Annotated in this window: 18 protein-coding genes; 5 read left to right on the top strand and 13 right to left on the bottom strand. The window is 70.4% G+C overall.

The window, feature by feature from the left end:
* Window positions 1–252 precede the first annotated feature (252 nt).
* Entirely contained in the window at window positions 253–1,086 is an 834-nt protein-coding gene (locus tag A6A29_RS09190; RefSeq protein WP_073719503.1) for an NAD(P)H-binding protein, read from the top strand.
* Window positions 1,087–1,143: 57 nt separating this feature from the next.
* Here A6A29_RS09190 and A6A29_RS09185 read toward each other — a convergent pair whose 3' ends face one another.
* The 3 genes from A6A29_RS09185 to A6A29_RS09175 all read right to left on the bottom strand — a co-directional run bounded on the left by A6A29_RS09185 (window position 1,144) and on the right by A6A29_RS09175 (window position 2,904).
* Window positions 1,144–1,803 carry a DUF5063 domain-containing protein gene (locus A6A29_RS09185; RefSeq protein ID WP_073719502.1) on the bottom strand — a complete coding sequence of 220 codons (660 nt, stop codon included), beginning with the start codon at window positions 1,801–1,803 and terminating at the stop codon, window positions 1,144–1,146.
* A gap of 65 nt (window positions 1,804–1,868) precedes the next feature.
* Window positions 1,869–2,468 carry a recombination mediator RecR gene (recR, locus tag A6A29_RS09180; RefSeq protein WP_073719501.1) on the bottom strand — a complete coding sequence of 200 codons (600 nt, stop codon included), beginning with the start codon at window positions 2,466–2,468 and terminating at the stop codon, window positions 1,869–1,871.
* A gap of 100 nt (window positions 2,469–2,568) precedes the next feature.
* Entirely contained in the window at window positions 2,569–2,904 is a 336-nt protein-coding gene (locus A6A29_RS09175) for a YbaB/EbfC family nucleoid-associated protein (RefSeq protein ID WP_073719500.1), read from the bottom strand.
* A gap of 371 nt (window positions 2,905–3,275) precedes the next feature.
* Between A6A29_RS09175 and A6A29_RS09170 the strand changes: the two genes are divergently transcribed.
* Complete coding sequence (locus tag A6A29_RS09170) at window positions 3,276–4,064, top strand: SLATT domain-containing protein (protein ID WP_073719499.1); 789 nt, start codon at window positions 3,276–3,278, stop codon at window positions 4,062–4,064.
* A 523-nt stretch (window positions 4,065–4,587) separates the two neighbouring features.
* Here A6A29_RS09170 and A6A29_RS09165 read toward each other — a convergent pair.
* The 3 genes from A6A29_RS09165 to A6A29_RS09155 all read right to left on the bottom strand — a co-directional run bounded on the left by A6A29_RS09165 (window position 4,588) and on the right by A6A29_RS09155 (window position 7,565).
* Window positions 4,588–5,238: a hypothetical protein gene (locus tag A6A29_RS09165; RefSeq protein WP_073719498.1), complete on the bottom strand. Its 651-nt coding sequence runs from the start codon at window positions 5,236–5,238 to the stop codon at window positions 4,588–4,590.
* Between the two features lie 141 nt (window positions 5,239–5,379).
* Entirely contained in the window at window positions 5,380–6,084 is a 705-nt protein-coding gene (locus A6A29_RS09160) for a GntR family transcriptional regulator (protein WP_385730754.1), read from the bottom strand.
* A 107-nt stretch (window positions 6,085–6,191) separates the two neighbouring features.
* Window positions 6,192–7,565, bottom strand: coding sequence for an aspartate aminotransferase family protein (locus tag A6A29_RS09155; RefSeq protein WP_073719496.1), 1,374 nt, complete (start codon window positions 7,563–7,565; stop codon window positions 6,192–6,194).
* Between the two features lie 159 nt (window positions 7,566–7,724).
* Here A6A29_RS09155 and A6A29_RS09150 point away from each other — a divergent pair, with 159 nt between their 5' ends.
* On the top strand, window positions 7,725–8,321 hold the full coding sequence (locus A6A29_RS09150; RefSeq protein ID WP_073719661.1) for a type 1 glutamine amidotransferase family protein: 597 nt from the start codon (window positions 7,725–7,727) through the stop codon (window positions 8,319–8,321).
* The gene (locus A6A29_RS09145; RefSeq protein WP_073719495.1) at window positions 8,318–8,785 is read left to right on the top strand and encodes a MarR family winged helix-turn-helix transcriptional regulator; all 468 of its coding nucleotides are present in this window, start codon (window positions 8,318–8,320) and stop codon (window positions 8,783–8,785) included. Before A6A29_RS09150 ends, A6A29_RS09145 begins: the two co-directional genes overlap by 4 nt.
* 299 nt (window positions 8,786–9,084) lie before the next feature.
* Here A6A29_RS09145 and A6A29_RS09140 read toward each other — a convergent pair whose 3' ends face one another.
* Window positions 9,085–9,951: a helix-turn-helix transcriptional regulator gene (locus A6A29_RS09140; RefSeq protein WP_143196968.1), complete on the bottom strand. Its 867-nt coding sequence runs from the start codon at window positions 9,949–9,951 to the stop codon at window positions 9,085–9,087.
* Between the two features lie 839 nt (window positions 9,952–10,790).
* On the opposite strand from A6A29_RS09140, the gene A6A29_RS09130 reads away from it, so the two are divergent.
* Window positions 10,791–12,752 (top strand): ABC1 kinase family protein, encoded by a 1,962-nt coding sequence (locus A6A29_RS09130; protein WP_073719492.1) that lies wholly within the window; start codon window positions 10,791–10,793, stop codon window positions 12,750–12,752.
* A gap of 101 nt (window positions 12,753–12,853) precedes the next feature.
* On the opposite strand, the gene A6A29_RS09125 is transcribed toward A6A29_RS09130, so the two are convergent.
* The 6 genes from A6A29_RS09125 to A6A29_RS09100 all read right to left on the bottom strand — a co-directional run.
* Window positions 12,854–13,696: an ABC transporter permease gene (locus A6A29_RS09125; RefSeq protein WP_079182666.1), complete on the bottom strand. Its 843-nt coding sequence runs from the start codon at window positions 13,694–13,696 to the stop codon at window positions 12,854–12,856.
* Window positions 13,697–13,733: 37 nt separating this feature from the next.
* The gene (locus A6A29_RS09120; RefSeq protein ID WP_073719659.1) at window positions 13,734–14,675 is read right to left on the bottom strand and encodes an ATP-binding cassette domain-containing protein; all 942 of its coding nucleotides are present in this window, start codon (window positions 14,673–14,675) and stop codon (window positions 13,734–13,736) included.
* Between the two features lie 296 nt (window positions 14,676–14,971).
* Window positions 14,972–15,718, bottom strand: a complete 747-nt coding sequence (gene fabG, locus A6A29_RS09115) for a 3-oxoacyl-[acyl-carrier-protein] reductase (RefSeq protein ID WP_073719491.1) — start codon at window positions 15,716–15,718, stop codon at window positions 14,972–14,974.
* Window positions 15,715–16,230, bottom strand: coding sequence for a 3-hydroxyacyl-ACP dehydratase FabZ family protein (locus A6A29_RS09110; RefSeq protein WP_073719490.1), 516 nt, complete (start codon window positions 16,228–16,230; stop codon window positions 15,715–15,717). Before A6A29_RS09110 ends, fabG begins: the two co-directional genes overlap by 4 nt.
* Complete coding sequence (locus A6A29_RS09105; protein WP_073719489.1) at window positions 16,227–16,625, bottom strand: 3-hydroxyacyl-ACP dehydratase FabZ family protein; 399 nt, start codon at window positions 16,623–16,625, stop codon at window positions 16,227–16,229. Before A6A29_RS09105 ends, A6A29_RS09110 begins: the two co-directional genes overlap by 4 nt.
* Window positions 16,622–16,855 (bottom strand): acyl carrier protein (locus A6A29_RS09100; protein ID WP_073719658.1); only part of this gene is annotated, 234 nt, incomplete at its 5' end. The genes A6A29_RS09100 and A6A29_RS09105, both read right to left, overlap by 4 nt.

Here is a 16,855-nt window from a genome sequence, read left to right as displayed (position 1 = left end):
GCGCCGGTCTCGCGCGTCTGTATCCCGCACCCTCTGCCATGTGCGTATCCCTCCCCTGCCGAGCCCATGAAGATCACAGGCCCAGGGAGGCTAGCAATCACCTGTCACAACTGCCCTCAATTTATGGGGAATTGCGGGCCGCACAGCTCGGCGACCGCCCCGGAACAGACCCCGCTCCCCCTTGATCTCAAGCGGAGTTGAGGTCCTAGCCTGCTCCTGACCAGCACGGAACAATCACGGAGGAGGACGACGATGATCCTGGTGACCGGTGCGACCGGAAACATCGGCAGGGAGCTGCTCGGGCAGTTACGCGCTCAGGGAGACCTGTCCGTACGGGGGCTGACCCGTGAGGCGCGGCGGGCCTCGTTCCCCGAGGGGGTCGAGGTCGTGGAGGGGGATCTGCGGGACGCCGCGTCCATGGAGCCGGCCTTGAACGGTGTGCGTTCGCTGGTCCTGCCGGCGGGCAGGGGCGCGGACCTCAAGGTCCTGGACGCCGCCCGGCGGGCCGGTGTGGAGCATGTGGTGCTCGTGTCGTCGATCACGGTCACCAGCCATCCTCATCTGCCCGAGGCGCGGGCGAACCTGGACATGGAGCGGCTGCTGGTGACCAGTGGGATGGACCGGACGGTCCTGCGGCCGACACAGTTCGCCTCGAACACCCTGTGGTGGGCGGAGTCGGTCCGTGAGCGGGGCGTGGTCCGGGTGCCGTACGCGGATGTCGGCCTGCCCACGATCCACCCCGCCGACATCGCGGCCGCGGCCCGTGTCGCGCTGACCGATCCGGCCCACCGGGGGCGCACCCACCTGCTCACCGGGCCGGAGCGGATCAGTCCCCGTCGGCAGGTCCTGGACCTGGCGACGGCGCTCGGACGTGATCTGGAATGCGTCGGGATCAGCCGGGAGGAGGCCCATGGGCCGCTGGCCGCCGCCCTGGGGGACGGCTCCGCGAACAGCGTCCTCGACCTGATGGGCGGGGACGTCAACGAGGAACTGCTCACCGTCCGCGACACCGTGGCCCGGGTCACCGGGCGGCCGGCCAGGACGTTCCGGCAGTGGGCCACGGAGAACGCCGCCGCCTTCCGGTGAAGCTTCCGGTAAGCCTTCCGGTGAACCGTCCGTGACGTGGCGGGGCCTCGCCGCCCGCTACTTCACCGGTCGTAGCCCCAGCGGTCCCGCGATCTCCGCCACCATCACGCGCCCCGCCTCCTCCGCCAGGTCGTCCTCGCCCGGATCCTGGTCGATGTCCAGGCCGTCGAGCTCTTCGAGGGGCTGGTTGAGGCGGATGTGGGCGATCAGGGACTGGAGGGCGCGCAGGGTGGCGGAGGCGGTGGAGCCCCAGTTGGAGAAGTAGGAGAACTGCCACCACCACAGCGCCTCGGCGGTGCGGTCGGCATCGTAGTGGGCCATTCCATGGCCGAGGTCGGTGACCAGATCGGCCAGGTCGTCCGAGATGCGGTGCGGGACCGGGGGCTTGCGGGGCTCGTACGGGTCGAAGACCTCGGAGTAGACGTCGATCGGCTCCAGGAGGGCCGCGAAGCGTTCGCGCAGCCCGTCCGCGTCCGGCTCGGCGCCGAGGTCCGGTTCGTACCGCTCGTCGGGCAGGACGTCCTCGTGCGCACCGAGGCGACCGCCCGCGAGCAGGAGCTGGGAGACCTGGAGGAGCAGGACCGGGACGGCCTCCTCGGGCTCGTCGACCTTGGACACCTCGGTGACCGCGACGATGAACGTCTTGATCTGGTCCGCGATCTGGACGGCGAAGTCGTCCGGGTCCTGCGTGACGGAGTTCAGCGTGGCGTCAGACATCGAGGGGACCTCCCATGGGCGCGGTCACGAACGGTGAGTGGGGCCGGAAAAGCACCGGGTGGGCGTCAGACATCCAGCAGCCGCCTTCCTTCGAAGGCACGGCCCAGGGTGACCTCGTCGGCGTACTCCAGGTCGCCGCCCACGGGCAGGCCGCTGGCCAGCCGGGTCACCCTGAGGCCCATCGGCTTGACCATCCGCGCCAGGTACGTCGCGGTGGCCTCGCCCTCCAGGTTGGGGTCGGTCGCCAGGATCAGTTCCGTGATGGAACCGTCCGCGAGCCGGGCCAGCAGTTCCCGGATGCGCAGGTCGTCCGGGCCGACGCCCTCGATCGGGCTGATCGCGCCGCCGAGGACGTGGTAGCGGCCCCGGAATTCGCGGGTCCGCTCGATCGCGACGACATCCTTGGGTTCCTCGACCGCACAGATGACCGTCCGATCGCGGCGCGGATCCCGGCAGATCCCGCACTGTTCCTGCTGGGCGACGTTGCCGCACACGGCGCAGAACCGGACCTTGTCCTTGACCTCCAGGAGGGCATGGGCGAGACGGCGTACGTCGGTGGGCTCGGTCTGCAGAATGTGGAAGGCGATCCGCTGGGCGCTCTTGGGACCGACGCCGGGCAGCCTGCCCAACTCGTCGATGAGGTCCTGAACAACGCCTTCGTACAACGGAACGCCTTTCCCTTATTCCTGCTTCGTACCGTAGTGGGTACGCGTGGGTACCAGTAGGTCTCGTGAGGACCCGGAAGGGTCCCGGAGGTCCAGAAGGTCAGAAGGGGAGGCCGGGCATGCCGCCCAGGCCCTGGGCCAGCGGGCCCAGCTTCTGCTGCTGGAGCGCCTGCGCGTTCTCGTTGGCCGCCTGGACCGCGGCGACCACCAGGTCGGCCAGCGTCTCGGTGTCCTCCGGGTCCACGGCCTTCGGGTCGATCACCAGGGCACGGAGCTCGCCGGAGCCGGTCACGGTGGCCCTCACCAGGCCCCCGCCCGCCTGGCCGTCGACCTCGGTCCTGGCCAGTTCCTCCTGGGCCACGGCAAGGTCCTGCTGCATCTTCTGGGCCTGCTGGAGCAGCTGCTGCATGTTGGGCTGACCACCACCGGGAATCACGGTCACTCCTGGCATTTCGACGACAAATGTTTCGGTAAGCCGAGCCTACGTGTTCACCGGACGCCGCGCCCCACCCGCCGGGGACCAACTCTTTCGGGTGAGATCGCGGGAGCCCCTCCCCGCCTCCTATACCTGATCACAGGCCGTGCGAAGGCAGGAATCCCGCGATTTCGACCCCACGGCCCACCATTCGGCGGTAGGAAGGGCACGCGTATCAGTACACACACCCGCACCGCCGGTAACGCAGAGTTACCCGGGCGAGGCCGTCGGCCGCGCCGACTGCCTCCCGTGCCCGAGCCACGCCCGGAGCACGTCGAGTCACGTCGAGTCCTTAAGCAGAGTCCTTAAGCAGAGTGCAGAGGAGTGCCCCGGTGAGTCAGCCGGAGATGCAGCCCGAGGGGCCGCCCCGCAAGGAGTCCGACGCGGGATCCGGTGGGGGTACCGAAGCGGAACAACCTGTTCCGATTTCCGCCGCGGGACGCGACCTGACCGGTCGCGCCTTCCCGCTCGGCGACTGGGGCGAGCCCGCCGAACGCCTCGACGAGCTGTACCGCTGGGTCGAGACGGGCGCCCTGCGTACCGCCGACTGGTATCTGAACGACCGGATCCGGAAGCGGCGCGGGGCCCGCGCGCTGCGGCTCGGCACCGCCGCCGGGGTGGTCGCGGGCACGGCACTGCCGCTGCTCGACCTCACGGGCGCCCTGTCCGGGTCGGCCGGCTGGGGCTATCCGTCGTTACTGCTGGGCGCCGCCTGTATGGCGTGCGACCGGTACTTCGGTCTCACCTCCGGCTGGATAAGGAATCTCGCGACGGCCCAGGCCGTGCAGCGGCGCCTTCAGGTGCTCCAGTTCGACTGGGCGTCGGAGTGCGTACGCGAGGTCCTCGGGCCGTCCGAGGGAACGGCCAGCGAGGCCGCCGAGCGGTGCCTCGGGGTGCTGCGGAGGTTCTCGGAGGACATCACCGAGCTGGTCAGGTCGGAGACCGCGGACTGGATGGTGGAGTTCCGGGCCGGGCCCGCGCCGATGGGGATGCAGTCGCTGGTGTCCGGCGGCGGGGCCGCGCGGGCGGAGCCGGGGGCGGGGGCGGGGCGGTTCGCGATGCCGTCGGTTGCCACCCGGCCGAATATGCCGCGGCAGCGGCCGCCGGAGTCGCCGCGCTGAGGTGGGGTGGGGCGGGGCGGGGCGGGGGCGGGGGGGTTTCTTTCGGGGGCGCTGCCCCCGGACCCCCGGTCCTCAATCGCCGGACGGGCTGAAATGTGGACCCGGAACGCCCGTGCGGGGGAACGGGCTGAAAGCGGTCACCGGCCGCCCCGTGCGGGGCCCGGCCTCAAAGCTTTCGGGGGCGCTGCCCCCGGACCCCCGGTCCTCAATCGCCGGACGGGCTGAAATGTGGACCCGGAACGCCCATGCGGGGGAACGGGCTGAAAACGGTCACCGGCCGCCCCGTGCGGGGCCCGGCCTGAAAGCTTTCGGGGGCGCTGCCCCCGGACCCCCGGTCCTCAATCGCCGGACGGGCTGAAATGTGGACCCGGAACGCCCGTGCGGGAACGGGGCTGAAATGTGGGCCCGAACTGCCCCTGCGCCGGGCAGGCTTAAATGTGGCCCCGGACCGCCCCTGCGCCGGACGGGCTCAAATTGGGCGCCGGGCGGGATTGAAGGCAGCGGCAGGCCGGGGGCTTTGGGGTCAGCTGAAGATGATCATTGAGCCTTGGGCCAGGCTGCGGGTCGCTGCCGCGTGGAGGCCGAGCCAGACGTGACGTTCGCGGGCGAACGGGCTCTCGTCGTACGGGATCGGGCCCGCCGGTTCCTCCAGCGAGGTCGGACGGGCGGGCGGCTGAGGGGGCGCCGGGGGGTTGGCCGGGTCGATGCCGATGGCCGGGGCGACGAACTCCAGCTCCCGCAGCAGCCCGTGCGCCGAGCCCAGTGGGCCGCCGCCTTCCAGCAGCCGGTCGTCCGAGAGCGGGTACGGGAAGTCCACCGGGACGTACGCCCCGGCGTGGTCGTAGTGCCAGACCAGGTGCGACGCCTGTGCGTTCTGCTCGAACATCTCCAGCAACTGCTGGTAGTCCCCGCCCAGTTCACCGATGGGTGTGACGGCGAGTCCGCTCAGCGTGAGCAAGTAGGCCCGGCGCAGGAAGTGCAGGGCGTCGTAGTCGAATCCCGCGACGGGGGCGACGTCCCCGTTCAGGCCCGGCATGTAGGCGTAGACGGGGACGGGGGGCAGCCCCGCGTCGCTCAGCGCCTTGTCGTAGAGGGCGATCTCTTCGGCGAACGGATTGTCGGGGCTGTGGCACAGCACATCGACGAGGGGGACCAGCCACAGGTCACAGGCCACGAAGTCTCGCTCTCCAATGGGTTCGGCGATCGTCGGGACAGCGTAATGCGGCGTCCACGTCGCGCACAGGGCCCCGACCGGAAGCAGACGGGAGCCGAGGGGGCAGGGGCGGGGCTCTTCGGGGGGGGCGGGGCCCCGGCGTCAGGCGCGGGTCTCTTCCGGGGCGGGCTCGGCGGCGGGGGCCCTGTCCCGGGCCTCCTCCTCGGCCAGTCGGTCCGCCCAGGCCAGCGCGTGCGCGTAGTAGGACCGCATCGTCGCGTGGACCTGGTCCCGGTCGCCGCGGGCGATCGCCTCGACCAGTTCCTCGTGGCCGAACCACAGCCAGTTCCCGTTGTCCTCGTCGCCGCGCAGCCGGTGCACGGCGAACACCCATGCCTGGACGCGGAGTTTGGTGAGGAAGTCGCTGATGTACGGGTTCATGACGAACGCCCCGAGCTCCCGCCAGAACCGCAGGTCGTACCCGATCAGTACGTCGAGGTCGCCGCCCTTCGCCGCCCGTACCGCCTCCGCCGCGCGCCGCCGGATCGACGCCATCGCGTCGTCCCGGGTGGCCACCTGGTCCCCGGGGCTGCGGAAGATGCCCTCCACCACGAGGGAGCGCGCCTCCACCATGGAGCGGTAGTCGGCGATGGTGAATTCGCGGACCTGGAAGCCGCGGTGCTGATCGGACGCGAGCAACCCCTGCGCGGAGAGGTCGAAGAGCGCCTCGCGGACGGGCGTCGCGGAGACTCCGTACTGCTCGGCGATCTGTTTGACCGTGAATTCCCGCCCCGGTGGCAAACGCCCTGCGAGCACCTCGTCACGCAACGCGTCGGCGATCTGCTGGCGCAGCGTACTGCGGGTCACACCTCCGCTCGCACACATGACGCCCCCTCCCCTGTTCGGCTTCGGTCACCTTAAGCCAGGTCACCGTGCCCGGATCCGGGCAGGGGGAGGGGGTCGTGCGCGGACGACTACGCCGTGTGCTCGTCGGCGACCGCGAGGGCCGCGTCCAGAGCCGCGAGCCCTTCCTTCGCCTCCGCCTCCGTGACGTTGCAGGCGGGAACGGCGTGCGTGCGGTTCATGTTGATGAAGGGCCACAGGCCGTGCTTCTTCGCCGCCGCCCCGAAGGCCGCCATCGGGGCGTTGGCCTCGCCCGTGGCGTTGTACGGCACGAGCGGCTCGCGGGTCTCCTTGTCGCGGACCAGGTCCAGCGCCCAGAACGCGCCGAGGCCGCGGACCTCGCCGACCGAGGGGTGGCGCTCGGCCAGTTCGCGCAGGCCGGGGCCGAGGACCGTCTCACCGATGTGCGCGGCGTTCTCGATGACCTTCTCGTCCTCCATCACATGGATGGTGGCGACGGCGGCGGCGCAGGCCAGCGGGTGGCCGGAATAGGTGAGTCCGCCCGGGTAGGGGCGGGTGTCGAAGGTGGCGGCGATCTCGGCGTTGATGGCGACGCCACCGAGCGGTACATAACCGGAGTTGACGCCCTTGGCGAAGGTCATCAGGTCCGGCACCACGTCGTAGTGGTCGGCGGCGAACCACTTGCCGGTGCGACCGAAACCGGCCATGACCTCGTCGAGGACGAACACGATGCCGTACCGGTCGCAGATCTCACGGACGCCCGCGAGGTAGCCGGGCGGCGGGGTCATGATGCCCGCGGTGCCGGGGATCGTCTCCAGGATGATCGCGGCGACGGTGGCCGGGCCCTCGAAGGCGAGGGTGTCCTCCAGGTGCTGGAGCGCGCGGGCGCACTCCTCGGCCTCGGTCCCGGCGTGGAACGGCGAGCGGTAGAGGAACGGGGTCCAGAAGCGGACGACGCCCGCGGAGCCGTTGTCGGAGGGCCAGCGGCGCGGGTCGCCGGTGAGGTTGATCGCGGTGGAGGTGGCGCCGTGGTACGAGCGGTAGGCGGAGAACACCTTCGTACGGCCGGTGTGCAGCCGGGCCATGCGGATGGCGTTCTCGACGGCCTCGGCGCCGCCGTTGGTGAAGAAGATCTTGTCCAGGTCGCCGGGGGTGCGCTCGGCGATGAGGCGTGCGGCCTCGGAACGCGCCTCGACGGCGAAGGCGGGGGCGAAGGTGACGAGCTTGCCCGCCTGCTCCTGGATCGCGGCGACGACGGTGGGGTGCTGGTAGCCGATGTTGGTGTAGACGAGACCGCTGGTGAAGTCGAGGTAGCGGTTGCCGTCGTAGTCCCAGAAGTACGCCCCCTCGGCGCCGGCGACGGCGAGCGGGTCGATCAGGCCCTGGGCGGACCAGGAGTGGAACACGTGCGCGCGGTCTGCGGCCTTCACGGCCGCACCGGCCGCGGAGTCGACATACGGGGCATGAGGGGCATGAGGGGTCATGCGGCGAGCGTAGGCCGTGGCAGGGGTGGTGCTCCATGGCCACCTTGTATGGCGTGGGGCGTGCGGTTCGGCAAGGTGTCGGGTTTTCGAGCGAGGCGAAACTTTGACAGTACGCTGTCGACATGACAGTATTCTGTCATGGAGTCGAAGGAGTTCATCATGACCCGCACCACCGTTCACCTGGCTGTTTACGACACGTTCGCCGACTGGGAGACGGGGCACACCACCGCCCATCTCGCCAGGAACGGCTACACCGTCCGGACCGTGGGCGCGGGCCCGGAGGCCGTCACCACCATGGGCGGCATGCGCGTCCTGCCCGATCTGACGCTGGACGAGCTGCGGCCCGAGGACAGCGCGCTGCTCCTCCTCACCGGGGCCGACCTCTGGGACTCCGGCGACGAGCTGGCCCCGTTCGCCCGCAAGGCCCGCACCTTCCTCGACGCGGGCGTGCCGGTCGCCGCGATCTGCGGGGCGACGGCGGGACTGGCCCGCGAGGGGCTCCTCGACGACCGGGCGCACACCAGCGCCGTCTCCTTCTACCTGGCCGCCACCGGATACGGGGGCGCCGAGCGCTACGTGGACGCCGACGCGGTGACGGATGGCGGGCTCCTCGTCACAGCGGGGCCGACCGAGCCGGTGGCGTTCGCCCGCGAGGTGTTCGGACTGCTGGGGGTGTACGAGCCGAAGAAGCTGGACGCCTGGTACCGGCTGTTCCACGACTCCGACGTCAGCGCGTTCGAAGTGTTGCAGGGATGAGCCGGGAGGACCAGGACCGGCTGGGCCGGGCGGCGCTCACGGTCTTCCGGCTGAACGGACAGTTCCTCGCCGTCGCGGACGGGCTGGCCCGGCCCGGCGGGCTGACGGCGGCGTGGTGGCAGGTGCTGGGCGCGGTGCTGCCCGAGCCGTTGCCGGTGGCCGGGATCGCACGGGCGATGGGGATCACCCGCCAGAGCGTGCAGCGGATCGCGGACCTGCTGGTCACGAAGGGGCTCGCGGAGTACGTGGAGAACCCGGCCCACCGGCGCGCCAAGCTGCTCCGGCCCACCACGGAGGGGCTGGCCGCCGTGGGCGAAATCAACCCCGGACACGCGGAGTTCGCGGCGCGGCTGGCCGAGGAGCTGGGCGAGGGGGAGTTCACGCGAGCCGTGGAGGCGCTGGAGCGGCTGTCGGCGGCGCTGGACACCGTGACGTCCACGTCTCCGGCCGGGGAAGCCCCGTAACCGAAGGACTCGGCAGCACTCAGGGGCCTTGGGCAGGGTGCTGGGCAGGGGCCTTGGGCGAGGCGCTGGGCAGGGCGCTTGGGTGGGGCTCTTGGGTGGGGCGGGCTTGGGTACGGCGGACTTGGGCGGCGTGGGGGGTACCGGCCGATGAACGCGCGGCCCGCGATGTGGTCATCGCCCGCCGCGACCGGCGCACCGGCACCGCCCGTTCCTGCTCGGGCCCATCGGCCCGGTCATCGGCTGCCCGTCCGCGCCGTGGAGCCGCCTTCCCGCTCGACGGGGCGCAGGGCGCCGGGTGTTCAGATCAGGCCGACCTGCATGGCTCGGGCCCCGGCCTGGAAACGGCTGCGCGCGTCGAGGGCGGCCATGGCGGACGCGACATCATTGCGCACGGTGCGGACGCTGCAACCCAGCCGACGGGCGATCGCGTCGTCGGTCAGCCCTTCGGACAGGAGCCGCAGGACGACCTCCGAGCGGGGCCGGCGCGTGGTGGCACCGGGCTGCCTGCCGGTCTGGCGGACCGTCGCTCCGCGCTCCCAGAACCGCTCGGCGAGGGCGCACAGCCGGTCCAGTTCGGCAGCGGAGCGCACGACACGGGCCCCTTCGGTCTCGTCGATGACCACCGCGACAGCGCCGTCCATGATCATGGCGCGCGGCGGCACCGTACCGACCGAGCGCAGCGCCGCGCCCTCCTGCGTGAGCCACTGGGCATGTGCCATGGCTCCCGGCGACTGGAGCACCGAGGACGCCCACACGGACCGGAATCGCGCACCGCGCCTCAGCACCATGTCCACGATGGGGCGGGAGAACTCGAAGCCGCCCTCGTTGTGCTGGGGGACGAGGAACACGACCTCGCGCTCGACCTTGGCGACCAGGCGTTCGATCGTCACCGACACGTCGTGCCGGCTCTCGCCGCCGCCGACGGGGTCCCCGAATCGTTCCGCCTGCTCGTGCAGGGCGATGAACCTGCCGATCTGGATGGGGCAGGGCTGTGGCGAGCGGCCCTCACGCATCCGCCAGGCCAGCAGCGCCGGCAGGGCTATGCACGGCTCGACGGCGCGGAAGGCCGCTCCGTCCTCCCCGGAGGCACTGGCCAGACCTTCGGTCCGCAGCCCGTCCAGCGCTCGCATCACCTGGTCCGCCGACCACGCCAGGGCCTGCGCCAATTCGTGCGTCCTCCATGTCGCCCGCAGAAGCAGCTTCCGGTACAGAAGCTCCGACCGCGCATCCAGACCGATCCCCGTGTCCGCCACATCAACCTCTCGGCAGTTTCCTTCTCACGGGCGAACCCTCCGCCCGCTCTGTCGAGGTCAACTTAGGCCGCGTCCAGCACAGTCGGCGCGTCCGAGGACCCGTTTCGACAGCTTGGTGCCACGGCCGCTCGGGTTTCCCCCACCGCAAGGCCGGGTAGGCGGCAGAACAGGCCATCTACCCGCGGTGCGTTTCCTGCCTTCCCGGAAGAGTGAGCACATTCCCGGCCAAGGCGACGAAAGCACCCATCCAGTCCCGTTCCGGATCAAATCACCGCCGTGTGACGCCCTTCTCAGGACACCGCCTTCGCCGCGACGGTCGGTGAACGTCCGTCGCGCAAGGGGAAGATGGCAGAGTGTGCGCGGGTCATCGCTTCGCGCCGCAGTCGGCCGGCCGACGCATTTCCGGGGCCGGGCCCGAATCCGGTCCCGAATCCTGGGCCGATTCCGTGGCCGAATCCGGGCCCGAATCCTGGGCCGAATCCGGGGCCGGGGCGCCTCCCCCCGCAACGGGGCCGCACCTTGCCGCCACGGTGCCCTCGCCCGCACATCTGCAGTTTCCTGCAACGTGCCCCGGTGGAGCGGCTTCGCCGGGGCACGGACAATGGCCCCCCAGCCAGGAGGGGCCGCACACCGGCCGACCCCCGGCCCTGCCTGACCTGCCGTCAGCGCCACGGCCTCCGTGGGCAAGTCCCCGTACGTGAGGCCCCGTACCCGAACCCGCACGCGGACTCCGGTCCGGGAAGGCACAGCCCATGCAGCACACAGCGTTCCTGATCCTCATACCGGTCCTCTTCGTGTTCACGCTGGTCGGCCTCTCCATGGGCGCCCGGCGATTGCTCGGTATAAGAATCGGCAAGATCCGTGCGGTGATCAGCGGGACCGTGGGTGTTCTGGCGACGATGCAGATCATCTCGGCCATGGGCCCGAGCAGTCACCGTCCGGCGATGACCTCCGTGCAGGTGGGCTGCGGAATCCTGGTCACGATGCTGTTCCTGGCGATCTCGGAGGTCCTGCTGCCCAGCAGCATGTTGTCCGACCTCGTCCGGCTGCCCGGAGTGATACGCCGCCGGGTGGCACGTACCCGGCGTTACGCGGAACTCAGCGCCATCGCCATGCGGAACGGTCTCTCGCCGTCACTGCGCGGACTCGCCCGGGCCGGTTCGCCGAAGGGATCGGTCGCGGGCCGCCAGCAGTCCGCGCGCCGGCTGCGGCTGGCCCTGGAGGAGGCGGGCGCGACGTTCGTGAAGCTCGGGCAGATGCTGTCCACCCGCTACGACCTGCTCCCCGCCGAGTACGTCGAGGAGTTCTCGCGCCTCCACCACCAGGCGGCGGCCGAGCCGTGGGAGCGGGTGCGGGAGGCGCTGACCGAGGAGCTGGGCCGCGACCCGGAGGCGGTCTTCGCCTCGTTCGACCGGGAGCCACTGGCTGCGGGGTCGATGGCCCAGGTGCACCGGGCCCGGCTGGCGGACGGCCAGGAGATCGCGGTCAAGGTCCAGCGCCCCGGCGCCGAGCAGGTCGTCGACCGTGACCTGGACATCCTGCTCCGGATCGGCCGCAAGCTGGAGGAGCACACCCACTGGGCCCGGAGCCTGGGGCTCTGCGACCTGATCGGCGGGTTCGCCGCCTCGCTCCACGAGGAACTGGACTTCCGGACCGAAGCCCGCAACATGGCCGCCATCACCGCAGGAGCCGCGGAATCTGGAGCCACCGGCACCATACGTACGCCGCGCGTCTACGAGGAGTTCAGCACCGAGCGGGTCCTGACCCTGGAGTGGCTGGACGGTGTCCCCCTCACCTCCGCCGGGGACGCGATCGCCGCACGCGGACTGGACGGCGCGGCACTCGCCCAGCAACTGCTGGACTGCATCCTCGAACAGATCATGCTCGGCGGGGTGTTCCACGCCGACCCGCACCCGGGGAACGTACTGCTGCTGAGCACCGGCGAACTGGGCCTGATCGACTTCGGCTCGGTCGGCCGGCTCGACCGGACGATGCGCACCGCGCTGCGCGACCTGCTCCTCGCCTTCCACCGCAACGATCCGACGGCGCTCAGCGACGCGCTGCTGGAGGTGGTCGACCGTCCGGAGCAGATCGACGAGAAGAAGCTGGAACGGTCGCTGGGGAGGTTCATGGCGCGCTATCTGAGTCCCGGCAGCAGGCCGAACCGCGAGATCTTCTCCGAACTCTTCCTGCTCGTCGCCCGGCACGGTCTGACCGTCCCGCCGGAGGTGGCGGCGACCTTCCGGGCGCTGGCCACCGTGGAGGGCACCGTCGAACGGCTCGTCGCGGACTTCGACATCGTGACGGAGGCCCGCAGGTTCGCCGCCGCCCGGGTCCAGGAGCGGCTGACCTACGAGCGGGTCAAGGACACCCTGGTCGAGGAGACGATCTCGCTCACGTCCGTGCTGCGCCGGCTGCCCCGGCGGGTGGACCGGATCAGCAGCGCGCTGGAGGGCGGCCGGCTCGGCATCCAGATACGGCTGCTCGCGGACGAGCGCGACCGGCGCTTCCTGCGCGGTCTCGTCCACGATGTGCTGCTTTCCTTCATCGGCGGGATCACCGCGCTGGTCGGTGCCGTGCTGCTGAGCATCGACAGCAAACCGACGATCATCGGTTCCGTCTCCCTCAGCCAGCTGATCGGCTACAACCTGCTGGTGATCAGCTGCATTCTCGTACTCCGGGTGATCTTCTCGATCTCCCGGGGCCGGGGCTGACCGCACGCGCCGGCCGGGAGGCGCTCGCACCTCGCCTCCCGGCCCGCATCCGGCCGGCACCGGTCAGAGCGGCACCGGCCGGAGCACACGGGGCCCAACGGTCACAGCACCCGGAAGGAACGGTTCGCGATCGGTGCGCACACCACCACCAGGACGAAGGAGACGGCCAGGGTGGCGAGCATCTCCGTGAGCGTGGCCTGCCCGGCCACCAGTCCGCGCATCGCGTCGTTGGCGTACGAGATCGGGTTCGCCTCGGCGACCACGCGCAGCCAGACCGGCATCGACTCCGGGTCCACGAACGCGTTGGAGGCGAACAGCAGCGGGAAGGTGCACAGGGTCGTGATCATGCGCAGCACATCACCGTTGCGCAGCACGGCGGCCAGCGCGATGAAGATCCAGCTCATGGACCAGCCGACGAGCAGGGCCAGCAGGATCGAGCCGACCACACCGAAGAATCCGCCCGGCGGCTCGAAGTCGAAGATCAGCCAGGCCAGTACGGCCACGGCGATCAACTGGTAGAGCGACCGGGCGGCGTCCGCGAAGCTCCTGGCCAGCAGCACGCTGAACCGGGAGATCGGCATCGTGTGGAACCGGGTGATCACATCGTTGCGCAGGTCGTTGATCAGGCCGTTGCCCGCCTGGGCACCGGCCGCGACCGCGGTGATGATCATGATCGCGGGGGCCAGGCCGGCGATGTAGGACATGTCGTTCTCGGGCACGGCCGTGTCGCCGAGCACACGCAGCACACCGCCGAACATCAGCAGCATGACCAGCGGCTCGATGAACGTCACGACGAGCACCCCGGCCTGGAGGTACGGCCGGACGGACCGTGCGGTGAGCGCCAGGGTCTGGGTGAACAGGCTGCTGCCGCCCCACTGTTCGGCGGCGCTCCTGGTGAGACGTGCCGTCGGCTGCGGGCTGATCTCGGCGTCGATGACCGTCATCGCGACGCTCCTTCTTCGATGGGAGTGATGGGGACGGTCACGCGGGCACCGGCTTTGCGGTGGCCTCGTGGGTCAGCGTCAGGTAGACGTCGTCCAGGGTCGGCTCGGTGAAGGCCAGTTCGGCGATCTCCGTGTCGGCGTCGCTCAGGATGCGTACGACGACGGCGAGGTCCGCCGCGGCGGCCACCGGGGCGCTGATGGCCTTCCCCGACTCCTGCGGCGTCGCGCGGATACCGGCACCCTCCAGAGCCTTCACCGCGACCGGCACGTCGGACTCCGCCGTCATCGTCACGGTGACCATGCGCTGACCGACCTCGGCCTTGAGCTCGGCGGGGTTGCCGCCCGCGACCACACTTCCCTCGGACAGCACGGTGATCTGCTCGCAGAGGCGGTCGGCCTCCTCCAGGTACTGCGTGGTGAGCAGGACGGCCGTGCCGTCCTTGGCCAGCCGCTCGATGGTCTCCCACACACCGATCCGGGCGTTCGGGTCCAGTCCGGTCGTCGGTTCGTCGAGGAAGATGACCCGGGGGCCGCCGACGAGGCTCGCCGCGATGTCCAGCCGCCTGCGCATACCGCCGGAGTACTGGAGCACCGGGCGCTTCGCCGCTTCGGTCAGCTCGAACATCTCCAGCAGCTCATCGGCACGGGCGACCGCCTGGCGCCTGCTCGCGCCCAGCAGACGGGCGACGAGGGCCAGGTTCTCCCGGCCGTTGAGCTGTTCGTCGACGGACGCGAACTGGCCGGTCAGTCCGATGCAGCGGCGGACTTCCTTCGGCTGGGTGGCCACGTCGAAGCCGCAGATCCGGGCGGAGCCGCCGCTCGGCGGAAGCAGGGTGGAGAGAATGTGCACCAGGGTGGTCTTGCCGGCGCCGTTATGGCCGAGCAAACCGTGGATCGAACCTTCGGGAACGGAAACATTCACCCCGTTCAGTGCCTTGACGTCACCGAACGACTTTATGACGTCGACTGCCTCAATCATGGGTTTGGCCACGTGCAGGGCCTCCGTTGCTATTTCCGGTGCCCGGTGGCAGGCCCCGGTTCGAATATGGGCTCGGAATAGCCACCGGCGCCGGGTGGCCATACTAAAAGTGCGCGACCTCCGGGAACGGAGCGCTGCAGGTTGCGGAAATCAGCGAACAGCGGCCCGTTCACGAGCACTTCGAGAATTCGCTGTGGCCACCGGCGCCTTCGGGAAACGGCTGGAGGCTTTACCGGAATGCCGTCCGTGGCGCGGGGACGGTGTCCGGTCGTCGTCATCTCAGGCCCGGCCGGCCCTCATATGGTGATGCCGCCGTCGATCTGGAGGACCGATCCCGTGATGTACGCGGCACGCTCGCTCGCCAGGAAGGCGACCAGGTCCGCGACCTCGTCCGCCCCGCCGAAGCGGCGCAGCGGGATCTGCTTCGCCGCGTCCTTCTTGACCTTGTCGGTCAGTTCGGCGGTCATGTCGGTCTCGATGAAGCCCGGCGCCACCACGTTGGCGCGGATGTTGTAGCGGCCGACCTCCTTGGCGAGCGCCTTGGAGAAGCCGATGATTCCGGCCTTGGAGGCGGAGTAGTTGGACTGGGTGGCGTTTCCGTAGACACCCGCGACCGAGGAGAGATTGATGATCGTGCCGGACTTGCGCTTCATCATCTCGAAGATCACCGCGCGGCAGACGTGGTAGACGCCGTCGAGGTTGGTGTCCAGAACGCTGTGCCAGTCCTCGTCGGACATCAGCAGCAGCGGGTTGTCGCGGGTGATGCCCGCGGAGCAGACCGCCACCCCGATCGGGCCGAGGTCGGACTCCGTCCGGGCCACCCACTCCTTGACCGACGCGGAGTCGGTCACATCGGCCCGCACCGCCAGCGCGCGTACGCCGAGCTCGCCCGCCTCCTTCTCCAGCTCCTGTGCGGCCCGCTCGTTGGACCGGTAGCAGAAACCGACGTCGTATCCGTCGGCCGCCAGCCGCAGGACGACGGCCCGGCCGATCCCGCGCGATCCCCCGCTCACCAGGGCGACCGGTGCTGCGTTGTCCGTCATGACTTCTCTCCTCGCTGGCTTCCGGTCAACGGGTCCGCCGGACCGGAGTGTTCGGGGTCGAGCCGCTCCCGGGGGCGGAAGGCGACCGTGATGGCACCGATGGTCAGTACCGGCTCGTCGCCGACCCGGCTGCTTCCCTCGAAGATCACCGTGTCGTTCACCGCGCGTTGCAGCCGGGCGTGGTGCTCGACCACGTCACCGGGGAACACCCGTCGGTGGAACGAGACGTCCCTCATGGAGCCGAACAGCATCGTCCGGTCGTCGTTCCCGCCGCCGGCCAGTCGCTGGGCCAGCAGTCCCGCGGTCTGGGTCCAGGACTCGACCAGCAGGACCTCGGGGTAGGCGAAGTCCGCCTCCGCGGGCTGCGGGCCGAGCCGGGCGTACCACGGTTCGTTGAGCGTGACGGCCTTGAGGGACCGGATGTCCTCGGCGCCCGCCGTCAGGACCCGGTCGACCAGGAGCATCGGGTACCGGTGGGGCAGCAGGGCGCGTACTCCCGCGGAAGTGATCATGCCGTCCCCCCGCTCCGGTAGCGGCAGCGGAACGACGCGGCCGGGCCGCGGGCGGTCGCCACCTTCGCGGTGCAGCGCCAGTCGGTGCCGTGCGGCACCCAGGTCAGGTCGACCGTCATGACGTCACCGGGGTGGACCGAGCCGAGGAACCGGCCTGACTCCACGGCGGCCAGCCGCAGTTCACCGGCCTCGGGCGGGGTGGCGGACTCGGCGGCGTGCCGTACGCACTCCAGCACGCACACGCCGGGAAAGATCGGGAAGTCCGGATAGTGCCCGGCGAAGACCGGCTCGTCCGCGGTGACCTCCACCGTGAACGAGGCCGACCACTTCCCGGTGGCCGGGTCGGGGCCCGGCTCCCGCACCACCCGCCGCCCGGCCAGGACCGGACTGGTCACGTGCGCTCCCGCAGCTTGCGGAGCACCTCGTCGTGGGCGCTGTTCAGCGTCCTCACCGAGCGCATCTCGTCCTCGGTGAATTTGATGGCGTACGTGCGTTCCAGCACCACGACGACCTCCAGGGCCATCAGTGAGTCGACCCCCAGCGTCTGTACGAAGTCCGTGTCGTCGCCGACCTCGCTCACCTCGGTGTCGATGGTCTCGGCCAGCAACGTCCGCAGCTCTTCACG

The sequence above is a fragment of the Streptomyces sp. TSRI0281 genome (assembly GCF_001905125.1).
Taxonomy (GTDB): Bacteria; Actinomycetota; Actinomycetes; order Streptomycetales; family Streptomycetaceae; genus Streptomyces.
The sequence above is the reverse complement of the archived record's forward strand: the minus strand, read 5'-3'. Positions and strand labels throughout refer to the sequence as shown.